This is a genomic window from Streptomyces sp. NPDC050806 (assembly GCF_055586425.1).
This window is the reverse complement of sequence record NZ_JBVJIF010000004.1, coordinates 450,753-476,021: the sequence shown is the minus strand read 5'-3', so window position 1 is coordinate 476,021 and position 25,269 is coordinate 450,753. Positions and strand designations below refer to the sequence as shown.

21 protein-coding genes are annotated in these 25,269 nt (G+C 72.3%); 15 read left to right on the top strand and 6 right to left on the bottom strand.

Annotated elements, in window-relative coordinates; all coding sequences use genetic code 11:
• Positions 1-53: 53 nt before the first annotated feature.
• The 11 genes from ACZ6WH_RS14935 to ACZ6WH_RS14885 all read left to right on the top strand — a co-directional run bounded on the left by ACZ6WH_RS14935 (position 54) and on the right by ACZ6WH_RS14885 (position 13,149).
• The gene (locus ACZ6WH_RS14935) at positions 54-1,358 is read left to right on the top strand and encodes an extracellular solute-binding protein (RefSeq protein WP_469728611.1); all 1,305 of its coding nucleotides are present in this window, start codon (positions 54-56) and stop codon (positions 1,356-1,358) included.
• On the top strand, positions 1,355-2,263 hold the full coding sequence (locus ACZ6WH_RS14930; RefSeq protein ID WP_469728609.1) for a carbohydrate ABC transporter permease: 909 nt from the start codon (positions 1,355-1,357) through the stop codon (positions 2,261-2,263). The genes ACZ6WH_RS14935 and ACZ6WH_RS14930 overlap by 4 nt, the downstream gene beginning before the upstream one ends.
• On the top strand, positions 2,260-3,108 hold the full coding sequence (locus tag ACZ6WH_RS14925; RefSeq protein WP_469728607.1) for a carbohydrate ABC transporter permease: 849 nt from the start codon (positions 2,260-2,262) through the stop codon (positions 3,106-3,108). Before ACZ6WH_RS14930 ends, ACZ6WH_RS14925 begins: the two co-directional genes overlap by 4 nt.
• 5 nt (positions 3,109-3,113) lie before the next feature.
• On the top strand, positions 3,114-4,769 hold the full coding sequence (locus tag ACZ6WH_RS14920) for a beta-N-acetylhexosaminidase (protein WP_469728605.1): 1,656 nt from the start codon (positions 3,114-3,116) through the stop codon (positions 4,767-4,769).
• A gap of 345 nt (positions 4,770-5,114) precedes the next feature.
• The gene (panD, locus tag ACZ6WH_RS14915) at positions 5,115-5,534 is read left to right on the top strand and encodes an aspartate 1-decarboxylase (protein ID WP_399704255.1); all 420 of its coding nucleotides are present in this window, start codon (positions 5,115-5,117) and stop codon (positions 5,532-5,534) included.
• 119 nt (positions 5,535-5,653) lie between these two features.
• Positions 5,654-7,039, top strand: a complete 1,386-nt coding sequence (locus ACZ6WH_RS14910) for a DUF6002 family protein (RefSeq protein ID WP_469728603.1) — start codon at positions 5,654-5,656, stop codon at positions 7,037-7,039.
• 52 nt (positions 7,040-7,091) lie between these two features.
• A complete protein-coding gene (locus ACZ6WH_RS14905) occupies positions 7,092-7,844 on the top strand; it encodes a TauD/TfdA family dioxygenase (RefSeq protein ID WP_469728601.1) in 753 nt (250 codons plus the stop codon).
• Entirely contained in the window at positions 7,841-8,977 is a 1,137-nt protein-coding gene (locus ACZ6WH_RS14900; protein ID WP_469728599.1) for a hypothetical protein, read from the top strand. Before ACZ6WH_RS14905 ends, ACZ6WH_RS14900 begins: the two co-directional genes overlap by 4 nt.
• Positions 8,978-9,135: 158 nt before the next feature.
• Positions 9,136-10,080 (top strand): EamA family transporter, encoded by a 945-nt coding sequence (locus tag ACZ6WH_RS14895; RefSeq protein ID WP_469728598.1) that lies wholly within the window; start codon positions 9,136-9,138, stop codon positions 10,078-10,080.
• Between the two features lie 242 nt (positions 10,081-10,322).
• Positions 10,323-11,990 carry a SpoIIE family protein phosphatase gene (locus ACZ6WH_RS14890; RefSeq protein ID WP_469728596.1) on the top strand — a complete coding sequence of 556 codons (1,668 nt, stop codon included), beginning with the start codon at positions 10,323-10,325 and terminating at the stop codon, positions 11,988-11,990.
• Between the two features lie 37 nt (positions 11,991-12,027).
• Entirely contained in the window at positions 12,028-13,149 is a 1,122-nt protein-coding gene (locus tag ACZ6WH_RS14885; RefSeq protein ID WP_469728595.1) for a cobalamin B12-binding domain-containing protein, read from the top strand.
• Between the two features lie 125 nt (positions 13,150-13,274).
• On the opposite strand, the gene ACZ6WH_RS14880 is transcribed toward ACZ6WH_RS14885, so the two are convergent.
• Positions 13,275-14,840 carry an FAD-dependent oxidoreductase gene (locus ACZ6WH_RS14880; RefSeq protein WP_469728593.1) on the bottom strand — a complete coding sequence of 522 codons (1,566 nt, stop codon included), beginning with the start codon at positions 14,838-14,840 and terminating at the stop codon, positions 13,275-13,277.
• A 44-nt stretch (positions 14,841-14,884) separates the two neighbouring features.
• The gene (locus ACZ6WH_RS14875) at positions 14,885-16,075 is read right to left on the bottom strand and encodes a lycopene cyclase family protein (RefSeq protein WP_469728592.1); all 1,191 of its coding nucleotides are present in this window, start codon (positions 16,073-16,075) and stop codon (positions 14,885-14,887) included.
• Positions 16,076-16,442: 367 nt separating this feature from the next.
• Here ACZ6WH_RS14875 and crtI point away from each other — a divergent pair, with 367 nt between their 5' ends.
• From crtI to ACZ6WH_RS14860, 3 genes are read left to right on the top strand one after another with little or no spacing between them, the layout of a single operon-like run.
• The gene (gene crtI, locus ACZ6WH_RS14870) at positions 16,443-17,984 is read left to right on the top strand and encodes a phytoene desaturase family protein (RefSeq protein ID WP_469728590.1); all 1,542 of its coding nucleotides are present in this window, start codon (positions 16,443-16,445) and stop codon (positions 17,982-17,984) included.
• Entirely contained in the window at positions 17,981-19,015 is a 1,035-nt protein-coding gene (locus ACZ6WH_RS14865) for a phytoene/squalene synthase family protein (protein ID WP_469728589.1), read from the top strand. The genes crtI and ACZ6WH_RS14865 overlap by 4 nt, the downstream gene beginning before the upstream one ends.
• Positions 19,012-20,085 carry a DUF5914 domain-containing protein gene (locus ACZ6WH_RS14860; RefSeq protein ID WP_469728587.1) on the top strand — a complete coding sequence of 358 codons (1,074 nt, stop codon included), beginning with the start codon at positions 19,012-19,014 and terminating at the stop codon, positions 20,083-20,085. Before ACZ6WH_RS14865 ends, ACZ6WH_RS14860 begins: the two co-directional genes overlap by 4 nt.
• Before the next feature lie 90 nt (positions 20,086-20,175).
• Here the strand turns inward: ACZ6WH_RS14860 and ACZ6WH_RS14855 are convergent, their stop codons facing one another.
• Together ACZ6WH_RS14855 and ACZ6WH_RS14850 are read right to left on the bottom strand one after the other, a co-directional pair.
• The gene (locus ACZ6WH_RS14855; RefSeq protein WP_469728586.1) at positions 20,176-21,075 is read right to left on the bottom strand and encodes a hypothetical protein; all 900 of its coding nucleotides are present in this window, start codon (positions 21,073-21,075) and stop codon (positions 20,176-20,178) included.
• 122 nt (positions 21,076-21,197) lie between these two features.
• Complete coding sequence (locus ACZ6WH_RS14850) at positions 21,198-21,575, bottom strand: peptidase inhibitor family I36 protein (protein ID WP_399704221.1); 378 nt, start codon at positions 21,573-21,575, stop codon at positions 21,198-21,200.
• A 394-nt stretch (positions 21,576-21,969) separates the two neighbouring features.
• Here ACZ6WH_RS14850 and ACZ6WH_RS14845 point away from each other — a divergent pair, with 394 nt between their 5' ends.
• Positions 21,970-22,590: an L-threonylcarbamoyladenylate synthase gene (locus ACZ6WH_RS14845; RefSeq protein WP_361564245.1), complete on the top strand. Its 621-nt coding sequence runs from the start codon at positions 21,970-21,972 to the stop codon at positions 22,588-22,590.
• Positions 22,591-22,780: 190 nt separating this feature from the next.
• Here the strand turns inward: ACZ6WH_RS14845 and ACZ6WH_RS14840 are convergent, their stop codons facing one another.
• Both ACZ6WH_RS14840 and ACZ6WH_RS14835 read right to left on the bottom strand, forming a co-directional pair.
• Positions 22,781-23,893 carry an NAD(P)-binding domain-containing protein gene (locus ACZ6WH_RS14840; RefSeq protein ID WP_469728583.1) on the bottom strand — a complete coding sequence of 371 codons (1,113 nt, stop codon included), beginning with the start codon at positions 23,891-23,893 and terminating at the stop codon, positions 22,781-22,783.
• A 152-nt stretch (positions 23,894-24,045) separates the two neighbouring features.
• Entirely contained in the window at positions 24,046-25,149 is a 1,104-nt protein-coding gene (locus tag ACZ6WH_RS14835) for an ABC transporter substrate-binding protein (protein ID WP_469728581.1), read from the bottom strand.
• Positions 25,150-25,269: the final 120 nt, after the last annotated feature.

Sequence of the window (25,269 nt, the reverse complement as noted above, 5' to 3'; positions counted from 1 at the left end):
CAGAGCGAAACGTTCATTGCATATGTTGCAACGCTCGATCCGTAGGGGTATCGATGAAGCCGTTCGCCCGAATAGCCGCTCCACTGGCCGCACTTGCTCTCGCAGGCGTCACCGTCACCGCCTGCGCGCCCCAGACCTCGGGCAGCGGCGCACCGGAGGACGAGAAGAGCGGGACACTGCGCGTGTGGCTGTTCCGCGAGGTCGGCAACAAGCCCAAGGAGAAGGTGGTCGACGCGGCCGTCGCCGACTTCGAGAAGCGGCACAAGGGCACCGACGTGGAGGTCGAGTACATCCCGGTCGACACCCGGGCCCAGCGCATCAAGGCCGCCTTCAACGACCCCGAGAGCGCGCCGGACCTCATCGAGTACGGCAACACCGACACCGCCGGCTACGTCCGGGACGGCGGACTCGCCGACGTCACCACCGAGTTCAAGGCGTGGGGTGATGCCAAGGACGCCGACCCCACCGCCGAGCAGTCCGTGACGGTCGACGGCAAGGTCTACGGCGCGCCGTTCTTCGTCGGCGTCCGCGCGCTGTACTACCGCACCGACGTCCTCGACGACCTGGGCATCGAGCCGCCCCGCTCGCAGGCCGAACTGATCTCCGCCGCGAAGAAGGTGCACAAGGCCCGGCCCGGCCTCTACGGCCTCGCCGTCGGCGGCGCGTACACCTACGGCGCCCTGCCCTTCCTCTGGGCCAACGGCGGCGAACTCGCCGTGAAGAAGGACGGCACCTACAAGGCGGCCGTCAACACACCGCAGGCCCGCAAGGGCATCAGCGCGTACGCCTCGCTCTTCGGCGACGACAACTGCCCGGCCGACAAGTGCGCTTCGCTGGGCGGCAACGCCACCGTCACCGCCTTCACCTCCGGCAAGGCCGCCATGGCGATCGGCGGCGACTTCAGCCACGCCGCCGTCGAGGCGAGCAAGGTCAAGGGGAAGTACGCCGTCGTCCCGCTGCCCGGCGTGCAGAAGAACTCCATCGCCCCGGCCTTCGCCGGCGGCAACAACATCGGCGTCCTGAAGAGCACCTCGCACCGCACCCTGGCCGTGGACCTGATGAAGTCGCTGACCGGCAAGGACTCCCAGCGCCGGCTGTTCGACGCCATGGGCTTCCTGCCGACCTACCGCGACGTCCTCGACGAGGCGGCCGAGAAGGAGCCGTTCGTCGAGCCGTTCGTGAAGACCCTGCAGGCCGGCGCCAAGTCCGTGCCCGCCTCGCCCGCCTGGGGCCAGATTGACACCTCGCTGATCCTCCCCACCATGTTCCAGGAGATCGTCAGCGGCCGTAAGGGCGTGGACAAGGCCGCCGACGACGCGGCCGGCAGGATGGACGCCGCGTTCACCGCAGCGCAGTGAGGACCGCGCCCTTGACCGCCCCGCGCCTGCGCCACCCGCGCTGGACACCCTGGCTCTATCTGCTGCCCGCGCTCGCCGTACTCGCCGCGCTGCTCGTCTACCCGATCTACCAGCTCGGCCTGATCTCCTTCCTGGAGTACACCCAGGCCCAGGTCAGCGGCGGGCAGCCGACCTCCTTCCAGGGGCTGGGCAACTACGCGACGCTGTTCGGCGACGGCGAGTTCTGGCGGGTGCTCCTCGCCACCGTGCTGTTCGCGGCCGCCTGCGTGCTCTCCACCCTGTTCGTCGGCTGTGCCCTCGCCGTCCTGCTGACCCGCGTGCGGGCGGTGCCCCGGCTCCTCCTGATGCTGGCCGCGCTCGGCGCCTGGGCCACCCCGGCCATCACCGGCTCCACCGTCTGGGTCTTCCTGTTCGACCCCGACTTCGGGCCCGTCAACAGGGTGCTCGGGCTGGGCGACTTCTCCTGGACCTACGGGCGCTACAGCGCCTTCGCCCTGGTCCTCTTCGAAGTCGTCTGGTGCTCGTTCCCGTTCGTGATGGTCACCGTCTACGCCGGCATCCGCGCCATCCCCGCCGAAGTCCTGGAGGCCGCCTCGCTCGACGGCGCCTCGCAGTGGCGCATCTGGCGCTCCGTCATGGCCCCGATGCTCCGGCCGATCCTCCTCGTCGTCACCATCCAGTCGGTGATCTGGGACTTCAAGATCTTCACCCAGATCTACGTCATGACGGGCGGTGGCGGCATCGCCCGGCAGAACCTCGTGCTCAACGTCTACGCGTACCAGAAGGCGTTCGCGTCCTCGCAGTACAGCCTCGGCTCGGCGATCGGCGTGGTGATGCTGCTGATCCTGCTCGCCGTCACGCTGGTCCACCTGCGCATCGTGCGACGCCAGGGGGAGGAACTGTGAGCCCGTCCGGAACCTTCCGCATACGGCGCCCCGGCCGGCTCGCCGCCGAGGCCGCCGCCGTCATCGTCGCCGCCCTCGTCGCGTTCCCGCTGTACTGGATGGTGCTCTCGGCCTTCAAGCCGGCGAGCGAGATCCAGTCCACCGAGCCGCGCCCCTGGACCCTCGCCCCCTCCCTCGACGCCTTCCGCCGTGTCTTCGCGCAGCAGGACTTCGGCCGGTACTTCCTCAACAGCCTGATCGTGGCGGGCACGGTCGTCGTCGCCTCCGCGCTCGTCGCCTTCCTGGCCGCCGTCGCGGTCACCCGCTTCCGCTTCCGGTTCCGCACCACCCTGCTGATCATGTTCCTGGTGGCGCAGATGGTGCCGGTCGAGGCACTGACCATCCCGCTGTTCTTCCTCATGCGGGACTTCGGCCAGCTCAACACCCTCGGCTCGCTGATCCTGCCGCATCTCGCCTTCTCGCTGCCGTTCGCCATCTGGATGCTGCGCGGCTTCGTCAAGGCGGTGCCCGAGGCGCTGGAGGAACAGGCCGCCATCGACGGCGCGAGCCGTGCCCGCTTCCTGTGGCGGATCCTCTTCCCTCTGGTCTTCCCCGGCCTGGCCGCGACCAGCGTCTTCTCCTTCATCTCCACCTGGAACGACTTCCTGTTCGCGAAATCGTTCCTCATCAGCGACGTCTCGCAGTCCACACTGCCGATGGCCCTGCTGGTGTTCTTCAAGCCCGATGAGAACGACTGGGGAGGGATCATGGCCGCCTCCACGGTCATGACCGTCCCGGTACTGGTCTTCTTCGTACTCGTACAGCGCCGCCTGGTCTCCGGGCTCGGCGGTGCGGTCAAGGACTGATCACCATGAACCGTTCGACGACCGGCACCACGGACCCCGCACTCATCCCCGCTCCCGTGCGCGGCGACGCCGTCCCCGGCGACGGCTGCACGCTGGACGCCGGCACCGCACTCGCGGCCGGTCCCGGCACCGCGGACACCGAGCGGTGGCTGCGCACCACCCTGGGCGAAGCGCTCGGACTGCCGCTGCCGCCCGGTACCGCCGGCGCGCCCGGCACGATCACCCTCGCCGTCGCCCCCGAACTCGCCGCTGAGCACTACCGGCTCGACACCACCGACGGCTCCGTACGGATCACCGGCGGCGACCCGGCCGGCGTCTTCTGGGGCGCCCAGACCCTCCGCCAGCTCCTCGGCGCCGACGCCTTCCGCCGCGCCCCCATTCGCCCCGAGTGCGCCTGGCGCCTGCCCGCCGTACGGATCGAGGACGGGCCCCGGTTCGGCTGGCGCGGCCTGATGCTCGACGTGGCCCGGCACTTCCTGCCCAAGGAAGACGTCCTGCGCTACCTCGACCTGCTCGCCGCGCACAAGCTGAACGTCTTCCACTTCCACCTCACCGACGACCAGGGCTGGCGCATCGAGATCACGCGCTACCCGCGGCTCACCGAGGTCGGATCCTGGCGCGCGCGGACCAAGTGGGGCCACCGCGCCTCGGAGCTGTGGGACGAGACGCCGCACGGCGGTTACTACACCCAGGACGACATCCGGGAGATCGTCGCGTACGCCGCCGCACGGCACATCCGCGTCGTCCCCGAGATCGAGGTGCCCGGTCACTCGCAGGCCGCCATCGCCGCCTACCCCGAACTCGGCAACACCGACGTCATCGACACCTCGGCACTGGAGGTGTGGGACACCTGGGGCGTGAACCCGAACGTCCTCGCGCCCACCGATGCCACCCTGCGCTTCTACGAGGGCGTCCTGGAGGAGGTGCTCGACCTCTTCCCGGCCGAGGTCTCGCCCTTCGTGCACCTGGGCGGCGACGAGTGCCCCAAGGACCAGTGGCGGCGGTCCCCGGCAGCCCAGGCCCGGATCGCGGAACTGGGCCTGGCCGACGAGGACGAACTCCAGTCGTGGTTCATCCGCCACTTCGACGACTGGCTGACCGCCCGTGGCCGCCGGCTCATCGGCTGGGACGAGATCCTGGAAGGCGGCCTCCCCGGCGGCGCGGCGGTCTCCTCCTGGCGCGGCTACGCGGGCGGCATCGCCGCTGCCGAGGCCGGGCACGACGTCGTGATGTGCCCGGAGCAGCAGGTGTACCTCAACTTCCGGGAGCACGGCGGTCCCGACGAACCGATGCCCATCGCGTACGTCCGCACCCTGGAGGACGTCTACCGGTTCGACCCCCTGCCGCCGGGGCTTTCCGCGGAGGCGGCCGGCCACGTGCTCGGCACCCAGGCCAATGTCTGGAGCGAGGTCATGCAGAACCGCGCCCGCTTCGACTACCAGGTGTTCCCGCGGCTCGCCGCGTTCGCCGAGGTCGCCTGGTCACGGCTCCCGGCCCCGGCGGAACGGGACTTCGCCGCCTTCGAGGCGCGGATGACCGCCCACTACGCCCGCCTGGCCGCCCTCGGCGTCGACTACCGCCCGCCCGGGGGCCCGCTGCCCCGGCAGCGCCGCCCCGGCGTACTCGGCCGCCCGCTCGACGGCCCGCCTCCGCGGAAGTAGGGCGCTCGCCGCACGGCCGGGGTACGGGGCACGCCCCCGTACCCCGGCCGTCGTCGTGCGGAGGGCGCCTCCGTACGGGGCCGATCGCGGCCCCTCTGCGCCGCCACCGTAAAGGGAAAGCAAATATGTGATCTTCGCCGAGTGCACGGACCGCGGAATTCCGACGTGGGGGAGCGCAGTAAAAGACACGGGGCCGACCGTGGTTTCCACGCCTAACGCCCCGTCAAACGTACGGATTCCATGGTCCTTCAGGGCTTGTGGCTCCGGTTCGCCGCCTGTCAGTCTCGCCGACGCCGCGGCACTCCGAGCACACCGTCCGACCGCACGTTCCAGCGAAGGGCCACCGTGTACTTCGAGACACTCAAAGCGAAGATCCACCGCGCCACCGTCACGCAGTCGCACCTGAACTACGTCGGCTCGATCACCATCGACCAGGACCTGATGGAAGCGGCCGGCATCCGCCGCCACGAAAAGGTCGACCTGGTCAACGTCACCAATGGGGCCCGCCTCTCGACCTACGTCATCGAGGGGCCGCGGGGATCCGGTGTCATCGGCGTCAACGGGCCGTCGGCCCGCCAGGCCCAGGTGGGAGACCTGGTGCTGATCGTCTCCTACGCCACGGTCACCCCGCAGGAGGCCGACACCTTCGAGCCCAAGGTCGTCTTCGTGGACGCCAAGAACACGATCACGGGATTCGGCGGTGACCCCGCCGAGGTGCCGCCGGGCAGCGGCCTCGTCCGCGGCGACCAGGTCGCCGGCGCCTGACACCGGCCCCGCCGCGGCGCCCTCGCCGGGCCGGTACCGCACCGGTACCGGCCCGGCGAGGGGCCCGGCCCGTACGCACGCACCTCTCCCACACCTCACCCACACCGAACGGGAATGCCTTGACGACCACGCTTTCCGTCCCCTCCCCGGTGGCCGACGCGCTCACCCGCTACCGCACCGCACTCGCACCGGAGTTCGCGACGCTGGAGAAGGCCAGGACCGGCTCCGGCGACGCGGATTTCTCGCCCGCGTTCCGCCTCCCCGAACCCACGGACGCACTGGAGCGGTTCTTCTCGGTCTCCGGCATCGCGGTGGCCGACCTCCCGGACTACCGCGGGCACCGGCTCCGCCTGCTCGACCTGATGCGCAACCCCGGCACGCGGACGACGAAGACGCTCGCCTCGCTCACCATCGTGGCCCGCGCCGTACGCCACATCACGGACACCGGCGAGCCGATCATGATCGTCACGCCGTCCTCCGCCAACAAGGCGACCGCGCTCCGCGACGCCGTGCAACGCGCTATCGAATGCGGCCTGGTGACGTCTGATCAGCTGCAGATCACCAGCGTGGTACCGGCCGCCTCGGTGGCCAAACTCTGGTCCTCGGCGCTCAGCGACGACCCCGAACTGCGCTCCCGTAACCCCCTGGTGGTGCACGACGGCGCGGAGCCGGCCGCGGTCAAGGACCTGGCCACCGCCTTCGTCTCCACGCACGCGCACGAGCTGCGCCGCCGCTACGGAGTACGGCTCTGGTACACCCTCGGCCTCGACAACTACCGGGCCGCCGACCTGCTCCGGGCGTTCGCCGAACGCGACCTGCTGCCCCGGACGTCGAGCCGCACCCATGTGCACTCCGTCTCCAGCGCATTCGGGCTGCTGGGCCATGACCTCGGGCATGCCGCCGTGGCCCGCGCGGGCGGCGCGCCCCTGCCGGCCGCGCGCTACTTCCTCGTACAGCACCTGGGCACCCCCGACATGGTGCTCAGCCTCCGGCACGGGAGCCACAGCCGCGACAACCTGCCCACCTACCGCCGCGATCCCGGCGACGGGCTGTACCGGCAGGACACCGACCCGCACTTCCCCACCAGCACCTTCGACCCCGACGAGCAGCTGGACGCGACCTTCTACACCCGCCGCCCGGTGACGTCCGCCCGCATGGACCCGCTCATCGCCGCCCACGGGGGCGGTGGCGTCGTGGTGTCGCTGCACGAGTGCCTGAACCGCTACGCGCAGATCCGCCGGATGCTGGCGGACACCGGAGCGGCGCTGCCCGCCGACCCGCGCCGGCTGCGCGAGTGGTCGCTCGTGATGGCCCTCACCGGAACCCTCAACGCCGCCGACCGCGGACTGCTGCCCGACAGCGACGACCTCCTCGTACACGGCTCGGGCAGCTACACCTGCGACGACTACCGCCCCGTACCGGCCCACCTGCGCGTCACCGCCGACGACGCCGGCGACCTCGCCCGGCACGTCACCGCGGCGGTCCGAGCCGCACGCCCCGCCTGAGCCGCCGGCAGCGCCGGACCACCCGATGACACGCAGAAGAGAAGGAGCAGTCATGCCCAGGCACCCGGAAAGCCTGCTGTCCCTCACCGACTTCAACGGCGGGCCCCTCGCGACCGACCTGGCCCGCAAGACCTTCGACGACCTGCTGGAACGCCACGGGTACGTGCTCATGAGCAAGGTGCCCGAGACCTTCGACCCGGTGGCGTTCTGCAAGGGCCTCGGCGGCTTCGTCCCCCAGTACACCGGCGTCCTCGTCGGGGACGTCCGGCCGGAGCCCGGAATGGAGGAGTTCTACCACGCGGGCAACACCAAGCCCCTCTACCCGCACTCCGAGGGGTACGACTTCGAGGGGCTGCCCCCGCGGTACCTCGCGTTGTGGTGCCAGACGCCCAACACCGGCGCCGGCGGTGAGACGACACTCGCCGACGCCCACGCCTGGGTCGCCTCTCTCGACGAGGACGACCGTGCCTTCCTGCGGGAACGCGTCTGGTCCTGGGAGACCACCGACGCGATGCGGCACCTGGGACTCGACCTGCACCCGCGGCACCCCGTGATCGAGGACCACCCCGACGGCACCATCGTGCGCTACTCGTTCAACAACCTGGTGCGCGAGGACGATCCGCGCATCGGTCCGCTCCTGGACTCGGCCAGGGAGTTCTTCGCCCGGGAGCACACCGCCATTCAGTACGAGCGCCGCGACATGCTCGTCTTCGACAACTGGCGCATGCTGCACGCCCGTACGGCGTTCACCGACATCGGCCGCCATCTGCGCCGGATCCAGATCGCCCACCTGGAGACGGCATGACGGCAGGGACGCCCGGCGGCATCGCCGTGGTGGGCAGCGGATCGCTCGCCCGGGCGATCTGCTGCTCGCTCGCGGTGGCCGCCGACCCGGCCCCCGACCGGGTGACCGTACTGGCCCGCTCCGGCGAGGCCGCGCAGGAGATCGCCGCCGTCGCCGCCGCACGCGCCGCCGTCTCCGGCCGCCCCACCCGGTTCGTCGCCACGGCCGTCGACGCGGCCGACCCGGACGCACTGGTACGGGCGCTGAACAGCGTCCGGCCGCGCGTCGTGGCGCACTGCGCCTCCGTCCAGTCGCCGTGGGAGAACCTGCACGCACCGTCGGCCTGGACCGACCTGCTCGCCCGGGGCGGTTTCGGGGTCGGCCTGCCGCTGCACGCGCTGCTCGCCCGCCGCGTCGCCGAGGCGGTACGGCGCAGCGCGGCACCGGCCCTGCTGGTGAACGCCTGCTACCCCGACGCGGTGAACCCCCTGCTGCACGCGGAGGGGCTGCCGGTGCTGTGCGGCGTCGGGAACGCGGCGACCCTCGCGGCGGGACTGCGGGCGGCCCTGCGTCCGGAGCCCGGGCGGCGGCTGCGCGTCCTGGCGCACCACGCGCACCTGCACACCCCGGAAGACCCCGGGGACGAGCTGCGGGCCTGGCTCGACGACCGGCCGGTGGCGGGCGTCACCGGCCTGCTGCGACGCCATCGCGCCTGCTCCCGCACCGAACTGAACGCGGTGACGGGGCACAGCGCCGCCGTCGTGCTGGCCCGGCTGGCCGCAGGGGACGCCGTCCACGCCGACCTGCCGGGGCCGCTCGGCCTGCCCGGCGGCTATCCGGTACGCGTCGAGGGCGGCGAGGTCACCCTCGACCTGCCCGCGGGGCTCACCCGGAAGAAGGCCGTCGACTGGCAGATGCGGATGGCCGCGCACGACGGGGCCGTGGTGACGCCGGCCGGCGAGACCTGGTTCGGCGACGCCTGCCGGGCGGCCCTGGCGCCTCATCTGCCCGGCGAGCCCGAGCGGTACGGAGCGGGGGACACGGCCGCGCTGGCCGGGCGCCTGCTGGAGCTGCGCGCCCGGCTCCGTACCGCGCCCGCCGCGCCGGCGGTGCCGGACACCGCCGAACCCGCCGGCCGGCTCGTACGGAGCTGAGCGGCCGAGCGGCACGCACGACCGGCTCATGACCACGTCCGGCCCCCGCCGGCCGCCCCGCGGCGCGCACCCGCGTCGCCCACCGAGGAGGAACCATCGCCCCGCCCGCCGCACTGCGCCGCCCGGCCACCGAACTGATCGGTCTCGGACTGAGGAAGGTGCCGGCCCCGCTGCTCGTGCTGGGCGGGGTGCTGGGCCTCCAGGGCGGCGCTGCCCTGACCACCGGTCTGTACCCCGTGGTGGGGCCGGCGGGCGTGGTGGCGCTCCGCCTGGTGATCGCGGCGATCGTGCTGGTCGCGGTCTGGCGGCCGGGGTGGCGCTGGGACCGCACGACGTGGTCGCTGGCCCTGGGCGCCGGCACCCTGATCGCGGTCCACCACCTCAGCTACTACGAGGCGGTGGAGCGGGTGCCGCTGGGCGCGGCCACGACCATGGAGTTCATCGGGCCGTTCGCCATCGCGCTGGTTTCCTCCCGACGGCCGGCCGACCTCCTGTGGGCCGCGCTGGCCGCCGCGGGCGTCGTACTCCTCAGCGGCTCCGGCGTGCCGCTGGACGCCGCCGGGCTGCTCTGCGGTCTCCTCGCCGGCTGCTGCTGGGGCGGCTACATCCTCGTCGGGAAGCGCCTCGCCGCACACGTACCGGACGGCCGCGGGCTGGCGCTCGCCGTGTGCTGGGGCGCGCTGCTCAGCCTGCCGTACGGCATCGTCCAGGCCGGCCCGCGCCTCCTGGACCCGTCGGTCCTGGCCGTCGCCGCCGCGGTCGCGGTGCTCTCCAGCGTGCTGCCGTACACCTTCCAGATGGAGGCGCTGCGCCGCCTCCCGCCGGGCGTCTTCGGCATCCTCACCAGCCTCGAACCCGCTGTCGGAGCCCTCATCGGGCTCGTCTTCCTCGCCCAGCATCTGGCTCTCCCGCAGTGGGCCGGCGTGGCGGCGGTGGCACTGGCCTCCATCGGCGCGGGGCGGGCGTCCCGCGGTTCCGGCAGGGACTCCGGCGACGACGGCGAGGCATCCGGCGGCGACGGCCGGGGCTCCGGTGAGGACGGCCGGGGCTCCGGCGATGGCGGCCGGGTCTCCGGCGGTGAGGGCGAGCGGGACCGCATCTGACCTCCCGTCATCCGGGGGCCGGTCAGAAACGGAATGCGGCGTGGGCAGAGGCGGACAGAAAAACGCCGCTCCTAAGCATGTCTTCAATCACCTTCGATGCGGCATCGGTGTTATCCGGAGGACCGGTTGCCGTGGCGAGACGGGTGCGGGAGGGTCCCAGGACGGTGTCCTGTCGGAAGCCGGGAGGTGGGGGCCGCAGCCGCGTGCCCCGCTCGTGGGCTCGTGTCCGCTCGTGGAGACTCGTGGAGACTTTCAAGGGGGCTGCCGGCCATCGCGGTGCCGGACTCGGTACCGCGTGGGGTGCCGCGCCCTATCCGGTAGTGGCGGCGGACACCGCCGGCGCCGTGCTGGAGCTGAACCGCGCGGCCGTGCTCCTCTTTCCGCGCGCCGCCTCCGGGACATGGCTGTACGACGTCGTACCGGCCTGGCTGGCCGACGCGCACCGCCACCTCACCGATCTCCTCCTCTCCCACGGGCGCGAAGCCCTGCTGTCCCCGCGCCGCGAAGGCATGCGGCCGGTACAGGGGGACGCCGGCGGGCGGAGCTTCGAGGCGTACGCGACCTTCGGCGAGGAGGGGGAGGTCGTGTGGTGGCTGGTCGACGACACCGACCGCAGGCGGGCCGAGGAGGCCCTGCGGACCGAGCGGCAGCGCGCCCTGCTGCTGTCCGAGGTCTCCAACGCCCTGCTGGCCTGCATGAACGTCGAGCGGTGCATGACGGTGACCGCCCAACTGGCCGCGCGTCACCTCGCGGACGCTGCGGTGGTGATCCCCTCGACGACCGGCCACCGGCTGTCGGTCATCACCAGCGACGCCAAGGGTGCCGTGGTGCGCCGGGCCGTCGACGCCGACCCCGGTCAGGTACCCGGGCTGAGCGAGGCGCTGCAGGGCCTGCCGCCGGTGTCCGGCTGCTGGATCGACCCCGGTTCGATTCCCGACTGGCTGGTGCCCGGCGGTCTGGCCGGCCCCGTCGGATCGGTGGTGGTCACACCGCTGCCGGGACACGGCGTGCCCACCGGCGCGCTGATCCTGCTGCGCCGCGAGGAGGGCGCCGGCTTCAGCGAGAGCGAGGAGTCCTTCGCCCGGCTGTTCGCGGCCCGTGCCGGGGCCGCGTGGTCCGTCGTCCGGCTCTACGCCGAGCAGGCGAGCATCACCGCAACCCTGATGCGGGAGCTGCTGCCGCCCACCCTGCGTCAGGTGCACGGCGTGCAGTTCGCCGGCGGCTACCGCCCTTCGGGTCAGGGGACCCGGGTGGGCGGCGATTTCTACGACGTCCACCCGGGCAGCGACGACCGGAAGGAGACCTTCGTCGTCCTGGGCGACGTATGCGGCAAGGGCCTGGAGGCCGCCGTCCTCACCGGCAAGATCCGCAACACGCTCCAGGCGCTGCTGCCCATGGCCGACGACCACCTTCGCGTCCTGAACCTCCTCAACGGCGCACTCGTCACCTCTCATCACTCTCGCTTCGCCACCCTCGTCCTGGCCTCGGCGCTGCGCGTCGCGGACCGGGTGCGGCTGCGGCTGACCTGCGCCGGGCATCCGGCGCCGATGATCGTGCGGACCGACGGCACGGTCGAGGAGGTCGACACGCACGGAACCCTCGTCGGGGTGCTGCCGGCCATCGAGGCGCGGACGGCAGAGGTCGAACTCGGGCCCGGCGAGACGTGCCTGATGTACACCGACGGCATCACGGAGGCCAAGGGCGGGCCGCTGGGCGGTGCCATGTTCGGCGAAGGACGGCTGCGGAACGCCCTGGCGGAGTGCCTGGGCATGCCCGCCGAAGCGGTCGTCGAACGGATTCAGATGCTCGCCACGCAGTGGATCGGTCAGGGGCGCCACGACGACATGGCCGTCGTCGCCATCACCGCGCCCCGCACCGCGCACGCCGCCGCGGCGAACGCACACCTATGAGGCAGGTAAACGAACACCTATAAGGCAGGTGCACGACATGACTACTCCCTCCTCCTCGTCTTCCGGCGCCGCTCCCGAACTGGACGCCGTACGCGCCCGGCTGTGGGACGCCGTCTCGGAGGGCGACGAATACGCGGCCGCGCAGGTCGCCTTCAACGCCCTCGACGACGGCCTGGCCGCCGAGACGGTCCTGCTCGACACGATCGCGCCCGTCCAACAGCGGATCGGCGCCGAGTGGGCCGCCAACCGGATCACCGTCGCGCAGGAGCACGCCGCCACGGCCATCAACGACCACGTGATGGCCGCGCTCGCCCTCCGTATCGCCGGCCGCCGGGACCTCGGCGGCCGGGGCGGCCGGACCGCCGAGCGGCGGCTGACCATCGCCTGTGTGTCGGGCGAGTGGCACGCGCTGCCCGCCCGACTGCTCGCCGAAGTCCTCAAGCTGCGCGGCTGGCAGGTCGACTTCCTCGGCGCCCATGTCCCCACCCCGCACCTCATCGCACACCTCTACCGCACCGGGGCCGACGCCGTCGCGCTCTCCGCCTCCCTCGCCGACCGGCTCCCCACCGTCCACACCACCATCAACGCCTGCCGCTCGGCGGGGGTTCCCGTGCTGGCCGGGGGCGCCGCCCTCGGCCACGACGGCCGGTACGCGCCCCCGCTGGGCGCGATCTGGGCCGACGACGCGCGTGCCGCCGCCGACCGGCTGGAGGAGGGGCTCACCCGGCCGGACCCCGCGGCCGTACGACAGCCGGTCGACGACCTGGCCCACCTGGACGACCAGGAGTACACGCTCGTCACGAAGGCCACGGTCCAACTGGTGCAGCACACACTGGGCGCGCTGGAGGACCACGTGCCCGCCATGAAGACCTACACCGAACGGCAGCGGCAGTACACGGCCGAGGACGTCGCGCACATCGTGAACTTCCTCGCCACCACCCTCTACGTGGACGACGACACCCTCTTCACCGACTTCATCCGCTGGACCGCGGACATCCTCGCGGCCCGTGACGTGCCGCCGGACTGCCTGTTCCCCGCGCTGAACATCATCGGCGGGCAGCTGAAGGACTTCCCCCGGGCGACCGCCGTGCTCAACCGGGCCCATGAAGCGCTGGCCTCCCACATCGACAGCATGCCGCCATCCCCTGAAGGGGCATGAGCGTATGCACGAAGGGAGGCCAAGACCCGAGCACGAAAGGAGGCCAAGACCGGCGCATGAAGGGAGGCCATGGCCGGACGAATGAGGGGAGGACATGGCCGTGACCACCGCTCTCTGACGGTTCGTCACCCGCCCCGCTGCCACCTCGCCAGGGCCCGCAGCGGGGCGGAGCGCCCCTGGTCCGGGACGGTCCACAGCGTCTGCCCCCGTACACCCCAGCGCTCCAGGAGGGCGTTGGCGGCGAGGAAACCGGAGGTCGCCGCGCGTTCCATGAGCGCCACCGGCAGATCCGTACGGACGAGGTCCCCGGCGACCATCAGGGCGGGGTGCGGCGTGCGTACCGCAGGCCGGTCGGCGTACCCGCCCACCGGGAACAGCGGGCAGTCCGCGCGCCACTCGTGCCGCGCGTCGACCACACGGGCCGCACGCGTCTCCGGATACACCGCGTGCATTTGGGCGATCAGCCGCTTCTGTTCCCGGTCGCGGTCGGCCCCTTCGGACAGTGCGTAGGCGTGCAGCTCCACCACGGAGCCGCCGGTGCGCGCGCTCCAGCGGGCCGCCTCGCCCTCCCACCGTTCCAGCACGCTGACGTTGTCCAGGGACCCGTACCCACTCGTCCCGAGGAAGCCGGGCCGGTCCGCCGCGACGGGCCGGTCCAGCCACAGCCGCGACACCAGGAACGGCGGTGCCGTACGCAGCCGGGACACCTGCCCGCGCCACCCTGCGTCCCCCAGGCCGGGGGAGTGGTGGACCAGGGAGCGCAGCCCTCCGGTGTCCAGCGCCAGCACCACCGCGTCATGGTGCCGGGAGCCTGCCGGGCCGGTCACGGTGAACCCGCCCGCCGGTGCCGGTTCCACGGAGCCCACGGCGCTGTCCGTACGCAACTCCGCACCGTGGCCCCGTAGATAGCGCGCGAGCGGCTCCCACAGGGCCGTCGGGAACGGTTCTCCGGGCACATCGAAGAGCAGCCCCTCGCTGGACCCGAGGAAGTAGATGTGGAACATGAGGACCATCTCAGCGGCCGACAGCTCACGGGGATCGGCGAAGAAGCTGCGCGAGAAGACCTCGAAGGCCAGATGGTGCGCGGCCGCGGGGAAGCGGATGGCATCGAGGAAGTCCCGCGCGCTGGTGCCGTCCAGCCGTTCGTAGACCTCGGGCACCCGGACGTCCAGCAGCGGCAGGGCCGCCACCGGATTCATGCGCAGCAGGTCCCGGGCGCGGAAGGTCGGGCTGAGCGCCACGAAGCCCAGCGCGCTCCAGGGCGGCGTCCGCGGCACCCGGCGGAAGCCGTCCCGCAGTCCGCTGCTGTGCCTGAGCGGGTAGTCGGGCAGCGCGGTGAGGGCGCTCAGCCCGGGGTCGGACCGGCGCAGCAGCCCCCGCAGGTTGTAGTACTGCCGGAAGAACGCGTGGAAGCCCCGGCTCATCGTCGCCCCGCTGCCGTCGGCGAGTTCCGTCGGCCGGCCGGCGAGACGGCCGCCGAGGACCGGCTCCCGCTCGTGCAGCGTCACCCGTACGCCGCGCTCGGCGAGGGCGGTGGCGGCGGCCAGCCCGGCGATGCCCCCGCCGATCACCGCCGTGGAGGGCGGCTCGCCCTCGATGCGGTGGCGGCCCGGGGAGGGCGGTAGGACGCGCGCCCGCCGGTCACGGCCACGGCGGGCGGCGACGGGCGCCTCGTCGCGCGGCAAGAACATGGAGCCTCCTTGGTCACCCGAAGGTGCGTGGCGGTGGGGGCATGTCACGGCCCCGGGAAGGGCCGGCGGGGCAGCAGCGGCAGCTCGGCCACCGTACGGAGCATGGGCAGGACAGGAGTGCGCAGCCCGATCGCCAGGTCCTCGTGCAGGCGCGTACGGCCGTCCAGGAAGCGCAGCAGCCGCTCCGCGGGGACGTGCCGGAACAGCCGCGCGAAGAAGTCGGCTCCGTCCACCCTGCCGGTGTCGAGGGCGCGCAGCAGTACGGAGTCCATCGCCCGGGACCGTACCGGGTGCGGCGGGGGCGGCACGGGACGGCGCCCCGCGTGGTAGGCGGCGGCGATGGCCCGCGTCTGCCGCTGGACGGCGGCGAAGGTGTACCCCGTGGCGGGCCGGGTGGCGCCGCCGGCCGCGCCGATCCGGAAGACGGCCGGCCCGGCCCGCCGCGTGAACGGGGCGTCCGTCATGGGGATCACGCCGGTCTCCGTGCCGGTGACGGACAGGCTGCCCAGCCGGAGCACGTCCCCGGTGTAGTGGCGCAGCGCCGCCTCGTACGCCTCGGTGCTCAGCGGCGCCGAGGAGAACTCGGTGTACTCCACCAGGGCGGTGTGCGGCCCCGTGGGCAGCACGTACCCGAACGACAGGCCGTGCGAGGGCTGCGGCGTACGGAAGTCCATCAGCCGTACGGTCCGGGGGTCGAAGGCGGGACGCTCGGTGCGGACGAACCAGCCGCGGAAGTGCTGGAGCAGCGTGGTGCGGGCGGGCGGCAGGCTCTTCAGGGGGCGTGAGTCGAACACCCACCGGGCGGTCACGGTCACCGGCCTTCCCCCGGCCGTCGTACCGCGCACCTCGGCGCCTCCGGGCACGTCCCGCACCGCCTCGACCGCCGCCTCGACGCGGCGCACTTCGGATCGCTCCGACAGCTCGCGCTCCACCAGCGCTTCGAAGTCGTCCGACCGGATCATCTTGTAGCGCAGCGGTGCGATGGACCCGTACGTGGTGCCGCCACGGTGGTCGTGCACGGCCAGCCGCTGCCAGGACGCGGTGACCGCCGCCTCGTACGCGCCGTCGCCCGGCTCCCAGAAGCACCAGGTCCGACGTGGCGGCCGCAGCGGGCCCGGCGGCGCGTCGATGAGCGCCACCCTCGGCCGCCGGCCGCCTCCGGGCGCCGAGAGCCGGTGGGCCAGGGAGAGACCGGCGGCCCCCGCTCCCACGACGGCGACATCGGCGTCGAGCACAGCACTTCCTCCTCCGGTACGGCGGCGCGGGCCAGATGACCGCACGGCAGTGCGAGTCCCATCGTTCGGGCGCTCGACACGCGGCTGCCCGAAGGATCCCGTGCCACACGGCCGGACGGAGACGCGGCACGCGGAGGCCCATCCATGTCACACCCATGTCAGGCCCGTGCAGGGCGCGTTTCCCGCCGTACCGGGGGCGGCGATCTCGCCGCTCTACAGGGGATGTCCGAATCGCACCTGAGTGCGGTTCTCGCCGAAGTACGCCCCGCCCTCGTGTCGACCGCCGATCCCGGGGCACCGGCAGTGAAGATGAAACGGCTCGTCGCGCACAGCGTCCGCCACCCCGCCCGGCCGACGGAGGAACACGATGACCAGGACCCTGCCGGGCCCCACCGACCACGTCGTGGTGGTCGGGGCCGGCCTCGCCGGACTCGCCGCTGCCCTCCACCTGCTCGGCGCCGGGCGCCGGGTCACGGTCGTCGAGCGCGGCGTGCTGCCCGGCGGGCGGGCAGGCCGGATCGAGCGCGGCGGCTACCGCATCGACACCGGCCCCACCGTTCTGACCATGCCCGACCTCGCCGACGAGGCCTTCGCCGCAGTGGGCGACAGCCTCCGCGACCGCGTCGACCTCGTCCCCCTCCACCCGGCCTACCGTGCGCACTTCGCCGATGGCAGCCGGCTCGACGTGCACACCGGCGCCGAGGCCATGGAGGCCGAGATCGAACGCTTCGCAGGCCCCGGGGAGGCAGCCGGCTACCGGAGCCTGCGCCGCTGGCTGGAGCAGGTCTACCGGGCACAGATGCGGCGCTTCATCGACGCCAACTTCGACTCACCGCTCCAACTGCTCAACCCGGACCTGGCCCGGCTCGCCGCACTGGGCGGCTTCGGCCGGCTCGACGCCCGGATCGGCCGCCACCTGCGCGACGAGCGGCTGCGCCGGGTGTTCACCTTCCAGGCCCTGTACGCGGGCGTCCCGCCGGCCCGCGCCCTGGCCGCCTACGCCGTCATCGCGTACATGGACACCGTCGCCGGGGTGTACTTCCCGCGCGGCGGCATGCACGCCCTGCCGCAGGCCATGGCGGACGCCGCCGCCGATGCGGGCGCCGACCTGCGGTACGAACACGACGTGACCCGGCTGGAACGCTCCGGCGACCGCATCACCGCCGTCCACACCTCCCAGGGCCGCATCCCGTGCGACGCGGTCGTCCTCACCCCCGATCTGCCCGTCGCCTACCGGCTGCTGGGCCGCCGCCCGCGCCGCCCCGTAAGGCTGCGGCACTCGCCATCGGCGGTCGTCCTGCACGCGGGCACCGACCGCACCTGGCCGGACCTCGCGCACCACACGCTGTCCTTCGGGCACGCCTGGCGGCGCACCTTCGAGGAACTCACCGCCACCGGCCGCCCGATGACCGACCCGTCCCTGCTCATCACCCGCCCCACCGCCACCGATCCCTCGCTGGCCCCACAGGGACGCCATCTGCACTACATCCTGGCGCCCTGCCCCAACACCGACATCGGGCCGAGCGCGGCACAGTGGAGCGATCTCGCGCCGCGCTACAGGGCGCGGCTCCTCGGCGAACTGGAGCGCCGCGGACTCGACGGCATCGCCGCCGCCGTCGAAGAGGAATGCCTGGTCACACCGGCCGACTGGCACGCACAAGGGCACGCCGCCGGCACGCCGTTCTCCGCCGCCCACACCTTCGCGCAGACCGGCCCGTTCCGCCCGCGCAACCTGGTCGGCGGCACCGAGAACGCCGTCCTCGCGGGCTGCGGCACCACGCCGGGAGTCGGCGTGCCGACCGTCCTGCTCTCCGGCAAACTGGCGGCCGCCCGGGTGACCGGCCCACCGCCCCGTCCCCGCACCCGCCCCCGGGCCCCGCGTCCGGCCACGGAAGGCACCCGGCGATGACCGAACGCGAACTGGATGCCGCCGGCATCACCGACCCGGCCCTGCGCGACGCGTACACCCGCTGCCGGCACCTGAACGCCCGGCACGGCAGGACGTACTTCCTCGCCACGCGCCTGCTGCCGCCGGCCCGCCGCCCCGCCGTGCACGCCCTGTACGGCTTCGCCCGCTGGGCCGACGACATCGTGGACCACCTCGACGACGGCGCCACCCCCACGGAGCGGAGCGCGGCCCTGCGGCGCCTCCAACGGGCCCTGGAGACAGGGCTGCGCGACGGGCACAGTGCCGAGCCCGTGGTGCACGCGCTCGCCGACACCGTCGCCCGGTACGGCATCGACCCCCGCCACTTCACCGACTTCATGGCGTCCATGCGCGACGACCTCGTGGTCACCGACTACGCCACCTACGAAGAGCTGCGCGGCTACATGCACGGTTCGGCCGCGGTGATCGGCCTCCAGATGCTGCCCGTGCTCGGCACGGTCGTGCCGCGCGACCGGGCGGCCCCGCACGCCGCGGCACTGGGCGTGGCCTTCCAGCTCACCAACTTCCTCCGGGACGTGGGGGAGGACCTGGACCGGGGCCGGATCTACCTGCCCGCCGACCTGCTCGCCGCGCACGGCGTCGACCGCCCGCTGCTCCGCTGGAGCCGGGACAGCGGACGGCGCGACCGCCGCATCACCGAGGCGCTGCGGGCCGCCGAGCACCTCACCCGCGGCGTGTACCGGGAGGCAGCGCCGGGGCTGGCGATGCTGGACCCGGTGGCGCGCCCCTGCATCCGTACCGCCTTCGTGCTCTACGGCGCGATCCTGGACACCATCGCCGCCGAGGGCCACGCCGTACTCCACCGGCGCGCCGTCGTCCCCAGGCGCCGCCGGGCGGCCGTCGCTCTGGACGGCCTCGCCAGGGTGACGGCCGCACGGCTTCGGGCGGGCGGCACTCCGCCCTTCGTGGGCGCCGCGGGCGCGGCGCTCCTGCGCTCGGCGAGCACGGGGAAGCCGCTCCTGCGCCCGGCCGGAACGGGGGAGACCGGATGACCGCCGACGGCCGTCCCGCACGCGGGCGCTACCCGCTCAGCCTGCGCCGTTCCCCCGTGCCCTGGGAGCGCCAGCGGCCGACCTGGCGCGACGCCAAGCCCGCGGTGATCGCCGCGGCACTCCGGCGCGCGCTGGCCCGCCCCTCGGGCAACTGGTTCGTGGTCGGCGCCACACGGGACGTCGGGCCCGCCCGCCCTCTGGCGCGTACCGTCGCGGGACACGAAGTGGTCGTGTGGCGCGGCTCCGAAGGGCGCCTGATCGCCGGCCCGGGCGCCTGCCCCCACCTGGGTGCGCCGCTGCGCGACAGCCCCGTGCGCTGCGGCCGGCTCGTCTGCCACTGGCACGGCCTCGCCCTGGACGGCAACCCGTTCGCCGGCTGGTCACCGCTGCCCGTGCACGACGACGGCGTACTGGTCTGGGTACGCCTGGACGACGTCGGCGGGGAGAAACCGCTGGACGAACCGGTGATCCCGCAACGTCCACCGCTCGCCCGGGCGGTGGCGGCCGTCTACACCGGCGTCGGCACCTGCGAGCCGGAGGACGTCGTGGCCAACCGCCTCGACCCGTGGCACGGCGCCTGGTTCCACCCGTACTCCTTCGTGGACCTCACGGTCGTGACGGCCCCGGACGAGAAGAGCGGCCCGGCGGACGAGAAGGCGTCGGGCGACGAGATCACGCCCGCGGACGGGGACGGGAGCGGGGGCGGGGACGGCTTCGCGGTCGACGTCTCGTTCCGGCTCGCCGGCCGCCTCGTGGTGCCCGTCCGGGCGGTGTTCACCGCTCCGGAGCCCCGCACGGTGGTCATGCACATCACCGACGGCGAGGGCGAGGGCTCCGTGGTCGAGACGCACGCCACCCCGCTCGCCCCCGACGGCCGCGGCCGGCCGCGCACCGCGGTGATCGAAGCGGTTGTGGCCGCCTCCCAACGCCCCGGCTTCGCCGTGGCCCGCAAGGCGGCCCCCGTACTGCGCCCCTTCATGCGGGCCGTCGCCGGACGCCTGTGGCGCGACGACCTGGCCTATGCCGAACGCCGCTGGCACCTCCGCAGCACCGACCGTTTCCCGGGCTGAGCGGCGACGGGCACCAACACCGGTACCTCGACTGACGAGCCGCCCTGCCCGGCGCGCTGGGGGCGGCCGCGGCCCGACTTCGGATTCGGCCTACCTCGACAAAACCTTCTCGACGGCCTTCAGATGGCGTTCCTTGCCTTCTTCCAGCGTCCGGAAGTATTTCGCGTGCTTCTTGACCGCCGCCTTCTCCAGCTGGCTCTCCGCCGCGTACCAGACGTCGACCAGGCCGCTTTCTTCCTTGCAATGGACGTCGCGAACGGCCGTCGCCCGCTCTTCCGCCCCGCCGATCCGAGCCGTCTCGTCCTGCCACCACTTCTTGGTGTTCATGGCGTCGTACGGGGTGGCGTAGTCCTTGCCGTCCGCTTTCATGCAGCGGGACCACTCGTTCATCGCCTTCTTCACCTCCGGCTCCCGCTGGGAGTCCTTGAGGTACTTAGGGCTCAGCTCATTGAAGAGCGTGTAGTCACCGCCCGAATCGTCGAGTTGCGCGGCGGCTTGCGCGATGCAGGTGTCCTGACTGTTTCCGCTCTCCTGCCCGTTCTCATGCCCGAGGGCCGCCTTCTGCTGTGCGGTCGACAGCGTGCGGAGCCTTCTCTCGTCCGCTCTTTTCGTCCCGTCCGGGTCACGCAGCGCGAGGGGGGCGTGATATCCGTAAGCCCGTGCCACCTTGATTTCCACCACTCCGTAGCGCCGCCTGTTCGTCAGATCCGCTACGCGGGTCGGCCGTTCGATGACCTCCCAGTCCAGGCCCTTCCGCTTCATGCACTGCCGGATGAGGACGTCCGTCGCGTTCTGCGAAGCGTTGTACTGACTCTGGGCCAGCTCGTACCGGTCGAAGGGGAGAGTCAGGGACTTCACCTGCTCGGTGGGGCTCGGCGGCGCCGGGACGGCAGGTGGGGCCTCCCCGGCGGGCGGGGCCTCCTGGGTGGTGGTTCCGCAGCCCGCCAGCAGGGCCAGCGAGACGACCGCGGTCGCCCGGCGCTTTCTCATCGTTCTCCTCGGGCCGCGAAAGCGTGTGGATGCCGGATTGTCACCGGCACCCACACGCTGCTTACTCAGTCATTCCGGCATACAGCCGCCGCTAAGCCGCTAAGCCGTTCAGCCATTCCGCCTCAGCGGAAGTCGACGGAGCTGGCCTTGTTGTCGAAGCTGTTGTTGGAGAAGTCGCCGTCGACGGAGTTCTTCTTCGCGAAGTAGTTGTCGCCGGCGTAGCCGCTCGTCTGGTACAGCACGACGTCGTGGCTGGTGCGGTTCTTCATCGAGCTGGCGCCGTCGTTGCAGGCCCCGGACGCATTGGTCCAGTAGTTGTTGGCAAGGCTGCTGTCGTCACCGGTGAAGTTGCACCAGCCGCCGCCGTAGTTGTCGTGCTGGTAGATGGTGAAGTAAGTGGCCTGGACGCCGGTGTCCGCCGCGCTGGCGGCCGGGGCGGCAAGGGCGGCCGCACCGAGCAGTGCGGCGGAACCGAGTGCGGTCAGGAGCATGCGCTTCATGTCGTTCCCCTCCGTAATTCCCGAGCCGGAAGTCACCGCATGTGACTCCCGTTTGCTCGAGGCGCCTTATTCGAACGAGCGGCTTCATGCCGTGTCAACGGCTTTAGGGAGGGCGAGCGCGACCGCCGGAGAATACGGAATGGTCCGGACCGATCCGGCCGACCGGGCCGTCGGAGTTGCCGGGCGTGATCACTCACCGGGAGGCGGTTCGGCGGGTCAGTCCTGGATCGACGCAAGTGGAATTCCGGCACCGTCGCCAGAATTTTCATACGGATTTAGGTGCTCCGGTTGCGCTACTCCGGATATGTCGGACTCGCGGTACGGATCTCCTCCGCTGATCGCGCCCGGCGCGCACTCTGATGCGTCTGCCGATCACATCGCCTAGGGTCGGTGGATGGCGAAGTACTTCGACGTGCACCCCGAAAACCCGCAACCGCGCACCATCACCACCGTGGCCGACAGCATCCGGTCCGGTGCGCTCGTCGCCTACCCGACGGACTCCTGTTTCGCCCTCGGCTGCCGGCTGGGCAGCCGTGACGGCATCGACCGGATCCGGTCCGTCCGGCACCTCGACGACCGCCACCACTTCACCCTCGTCTGCCAGAACTTCGCGCAGCTCGGACAGTTCGTCCACATCGACAACGACGTGTTCCGCGCGATCAGGGCCGCGACGCCCGGCAGCTACACCTTCATCCTCCCGGCGACGAAGGAGGTGCCGCGCCAGTTGCTCCACGCGAAGAAGAAGACGGTGGGCGTCCGCATCCCGGACCACACCGTCGTGCAGGCCTTGCTCGCCGAGCTGGGTGAGCCCCTGCTCTCCAGCACCCTCCTCCTGCCCGGCGAGGAGGAGCCGCTGACGCAGGGCTGGGAGATCAAGGAGCGGCTGGACCACGTGGTGGACGCGGTGGTCGACTCCGGCGACTGCGGCACCGAGCCGACCACGGTCATCGACTTCTCCGGCGACGAGCCCGAGATCGTACGCAGAGGAGCGGGCGACCCCTCGCGATTCGAGTGATCCTTCACGGTACGAGGGCACCATGCGGTTCGAGTGACTTCTCGCGGTGAGCACGACTCTGCGCGGCCGGAGTGACCTCTCGAAGTGAGAGCGACTCTTCGAGAGCGACTCCTCGCGGTTCGAGTGGCCTCTCGCAGCGAGAGCGACTCTGCGCGGTTCGAGTACGCACCCGCGGGCGCCGCGTACGCGCTCAGGCGGCGGCCGGTACGCCGGCTTCGAGCAGCTCGCGTATCTCGCGTGCCGCCGCCCGGCCCGCCCGGTTGGCGCCGATGGTGCTGGCCGAGGGTCCGTAGCCGACGAGGTGGATGCGGGGGTCGTCCGCGACGCGGGTACCGGCCATGCGGATGCCGCCGCTCGGCCCCCGAAGGTGGAGCGGGGCGAGATGGTCGATGACCGGGCGGAAGCCGGTGGCGAGGAGGATGGCGTCGGCGTCGAAGGCGGTGACGCCGTCCTCCCGCGCGCCCTCGGGCCAGTGGACCCCGGTCTCGGTGATCCGGTCGAACATCGGGCGGCGTACGAGTACGCCCCGCTCCCGCGCCCGGCGCAGCTCCTCGGTCATCGGCAGGCCCGTGACCGAGACCACGCTGCGCGGGGGCAGGCCCTGGCGGACGCGGTCCTCGACCAGGGCCACCGCGGCGCGCCCGCGGTCCTCGTCGAACGGCCCCTCCCGGAAGGCGGGCGGCCGCCGGGTCACCCAGGCCGTGTCCGCCGCGACCTCGGCGATCTCCATCAGGTGCTGTACGGCGGAGGTGCCGCCGCCGACCACGACGATCCGCTGCCCGGCGAACTCCTGCGGGCCCCGGTAGCCGGCGGTGTGCAGCAGCCGGCCGCGGAAGCGTGCCTGCCCCGGGAAGTGGGGCCAGAACGGCCGGTCCCAGGTGCCGGTCGCGTTCACCAGCGCCCGGGTCGCGTACACCCCCTCCGAGGACTCGACGAGCAGCCGGCCGCCGGGTTCCGGTTCCGGACGCACCGCGGTGACGTGCACAGGGCGGTGCACACGCAGCCCGTAGGTGTCCTCGTAGGCGGTGAAGTACTCGCCGATGACCTCGGAAGAGGGGCGGGCGGGGTCGGCGCCGGTCAGCTCCATGCCGGGGAGCGCGTGCATGCCGTGGACCCGGCCGTAGGTCAGGGTCGGCCAGCGGAACTGCCACGCGCCGCCCGGCCGCGGCGCGTGATCGAGGACGACAAAGTCCTGGTCGGGGACGTAGCCGAGCCGCCGCAGGTGGAATGCGGCGGCCAGCCCGGCCTGACCTGCACCGATGACGACAACTTCGACGTCACGGGCCCCGCTGATGTAGTCCATATTTCTACTAACCAGGTCGGGGGCAGTTGTCTTCCCGCGGGGGAGGCCATCCGTCATCGCCCGCCCCGGCGGGGGCGAGGCCCGTGTCGGAGCGGGGCGAGCCCGTCTCAGTCACCCTTCCCCTCGACTGACTCGTGCGACTCCTGCGACTCCTAGGACTCGTGCGAGTCATGCGACTCCTGCGACTCGGACGACTCGTGCGGCTCGTACGACCGCGGAGCCGTGCTCGACGGTGGCAGGTCGCCGTTGAAGCGGGTGTCGACGTACTCCTTGAAGGCGTACGAGCGGGGGATCAGCTTGATGTCCGCGAACGTGTCGACGATCTGCTGCTCGGAGGCGACGGCGGCCTTGTCGACGGCGACCGGTACGGCCGTGCCGCGAGTACGCCGGACCGCGTCCAGCGCCACCTTCTCCGGCAGCCCCGTCTCCTTCGCCCACACCTCGGCCCACCGCTGCGGGTGCTTGAACACCCATGCCTGGGCGCGCCGCAACCGCTCGTTGTAGTCCTTGAGCGCCTTGGCCTTCTTCTCGTCCTCCAGCGCGGCGGGCGCGGCGACCTGGAAGGCCAGACCGTTGACGACGCCCTTCCCGGTCGTCAGCACCCGGGCGTCGGCCTGGTCCAGCGCCTGCGAGGTGTACGGGTCCCACACCGCCCAGGCGTCCACCCGGCCCCGCGTGAACGCGGCCAGCGCATCGGCCGGCTGCAGATAGCTGAGCTTGACGTCCTTGGTCGTCAGCCCGGCCTTCTTGAGCGAGGCGACGAGCTGGTAATTGGCCGAGCTGCCCTGTGCCACCGCGATGGTCTTCCCCTTGAGCTGGGCCGGCCGCTTCAGCGGCGAGTCCTTCTTCACGAGGATGGTCTCGCCCGCCGAGGAACTGTGCGTGGCGGCGATGACCTTGAGTTTCTGCTGAGCGGCTGCGGCGAAGACCGGCGGTGTGTTGCCGACCCCGCCGATGTCCACGGCACCCGCGTTGAGCGCCTCCAGCAGCGGCGGGCCGGAGGTGAAGGTCGACCACTCGATACGGTACGGCAGGTCGTCCAGCTCACCGGCGGCCCGCAGCACCGCCTCCGAACCGCCCTTCTGGTCGCCGACGCGCAGGGTCAGCGAGCCCTTGCCGTCGGAGCCGCTGCCCTTGCCGCTCGCGGAGCCGCCGTCCGCCCGGGACGCGCCACCGCAGGCCGTCAGCAGCAGCGCGAGCGGGAGCAGCAGGGCGGCGGCGGGGGCCAGTGCGGGGACCGGCCGGCGGGATCTCATCACAGCGTTTCCGTTCGTCTCGTCGTTCTGTTCGTCATCGGGCGATCGGGCGATCGGGCGATCGGGCGATCGGGCGATCGGGCGATCGGGTGGTGGGGTGGTGGCCAGGTGGTCTGGCGA

What these genes read in the sequence shown, in the direction of transcription:
- ACZ6WH_RS14845 (WP_361564245.1), top strand. Translation starts at nt 21,970, where the DNA reads ATGGCGAAGTACTTCGACGTGCACCCCGAAAACCCGCAACCGCGCACC.
- ACZ6WH_RS14880 (WP_469728593.1), bottom strand. Translation starts at nt 14,840, where the DNA reads ATGTTCTTGCCGCGCGACGAGGCGCCCGTCGCCGCCCGCCGTGGCCGT.
- ACZ6WH_RS14885 (WP_469728595.1), top strand. Translation starts at nt 12,028, where the DNA reads ATGACTACTCCCTCCTCCTCGTCTTCCGGCGCCGCTCCCGAACTGGAC.
- ACZ6WH_RS14935 (WP_469728611.1), top strand. Translation starts at nt 54, where the DNA reads ATGAAGCCGTTCGCCCGAATAGCCGCTCCACTGGCCGCACTTGCTCTC.
- ACZ6WH_RS14865 (WP_469728589.1), top strand. Translation starts at nt 17,981, where the DNA reads ATGACCGAACGCGAACTGGATGCCGCCGGCATCACCGACCCGGCCCTG.
- ACZ6WH_RS14920 (WP_469728605.1), top strand. Translation starts at nt 3,114, where the DNA reads ATGAACCGTTCGACGACCGGCACCACGGACCCCGCACTCATCCCCGCT.
- ACZ6WH_RS14850 (WP_399704221.1), bottom strand. Translation starts at nt 21,575, where the DNA reads ATGAAGCGCATGCTCCTGACCGCACTCGGTTCCGCCGCACTGCTCGGT.
- ACZ6WH_RS14900 (WP_469728599.1), top strand. Translation starts at nt 7,841, where the DNA reads ATGACGGCAGGGACGCCCGGCGGCATCGCCGTGGTGGGCAGCGGATCG.
- crtI (WP_469728590.1), top strand. Translation starts at nt 16,443, where the DNA reads ATGACCAGGACCCTGCCGGGCCCCACCGACCACGTCGTGGTGGTCGGG.
- ACZ6WH_RS14905 (WP_469728601.1), top strand. Translation starts at nt 7,092, where the DNA reads ATGCCCAGGCACCCGGAAAGCCTGCTGTCCCTCACCGACTTCAACGGC.
- ACZ6WH_RS14835 (WP_469728581.1), bottom strand. Translation starts at nt 25,149, where the DNA reads ATGAGATCCCGCCGGCCGGTCCCCGCACTGGCCCCCGCCGCCGCCCTG.
- ACZ6WH_RS14840 (WP_469728583.1), bottom strand. Translation starts at nt 23,893, where the DNA reads ATGGACTACATCAGCGGGGCCCGTGACGTCGAAGTTGTCGTCATCGGT.
- ACZ6WH_RS14855 (WP_469728586.1), bottom strand. Translation starts at nt 21,075, where the DNA reads ATGAGAAAGCGCCGGGCGACCGCGGTCGTCTCGCTGGCCCTGCTGGCG.
- ACZ6WH_RS14860 (WP_469728587.1), top strand. Translation starts at nt 19,012, where the DNA reads ATGACCGCCGACGGCCGTCCCGCACGCGGGCGCTACCCGCTCAGCCTG.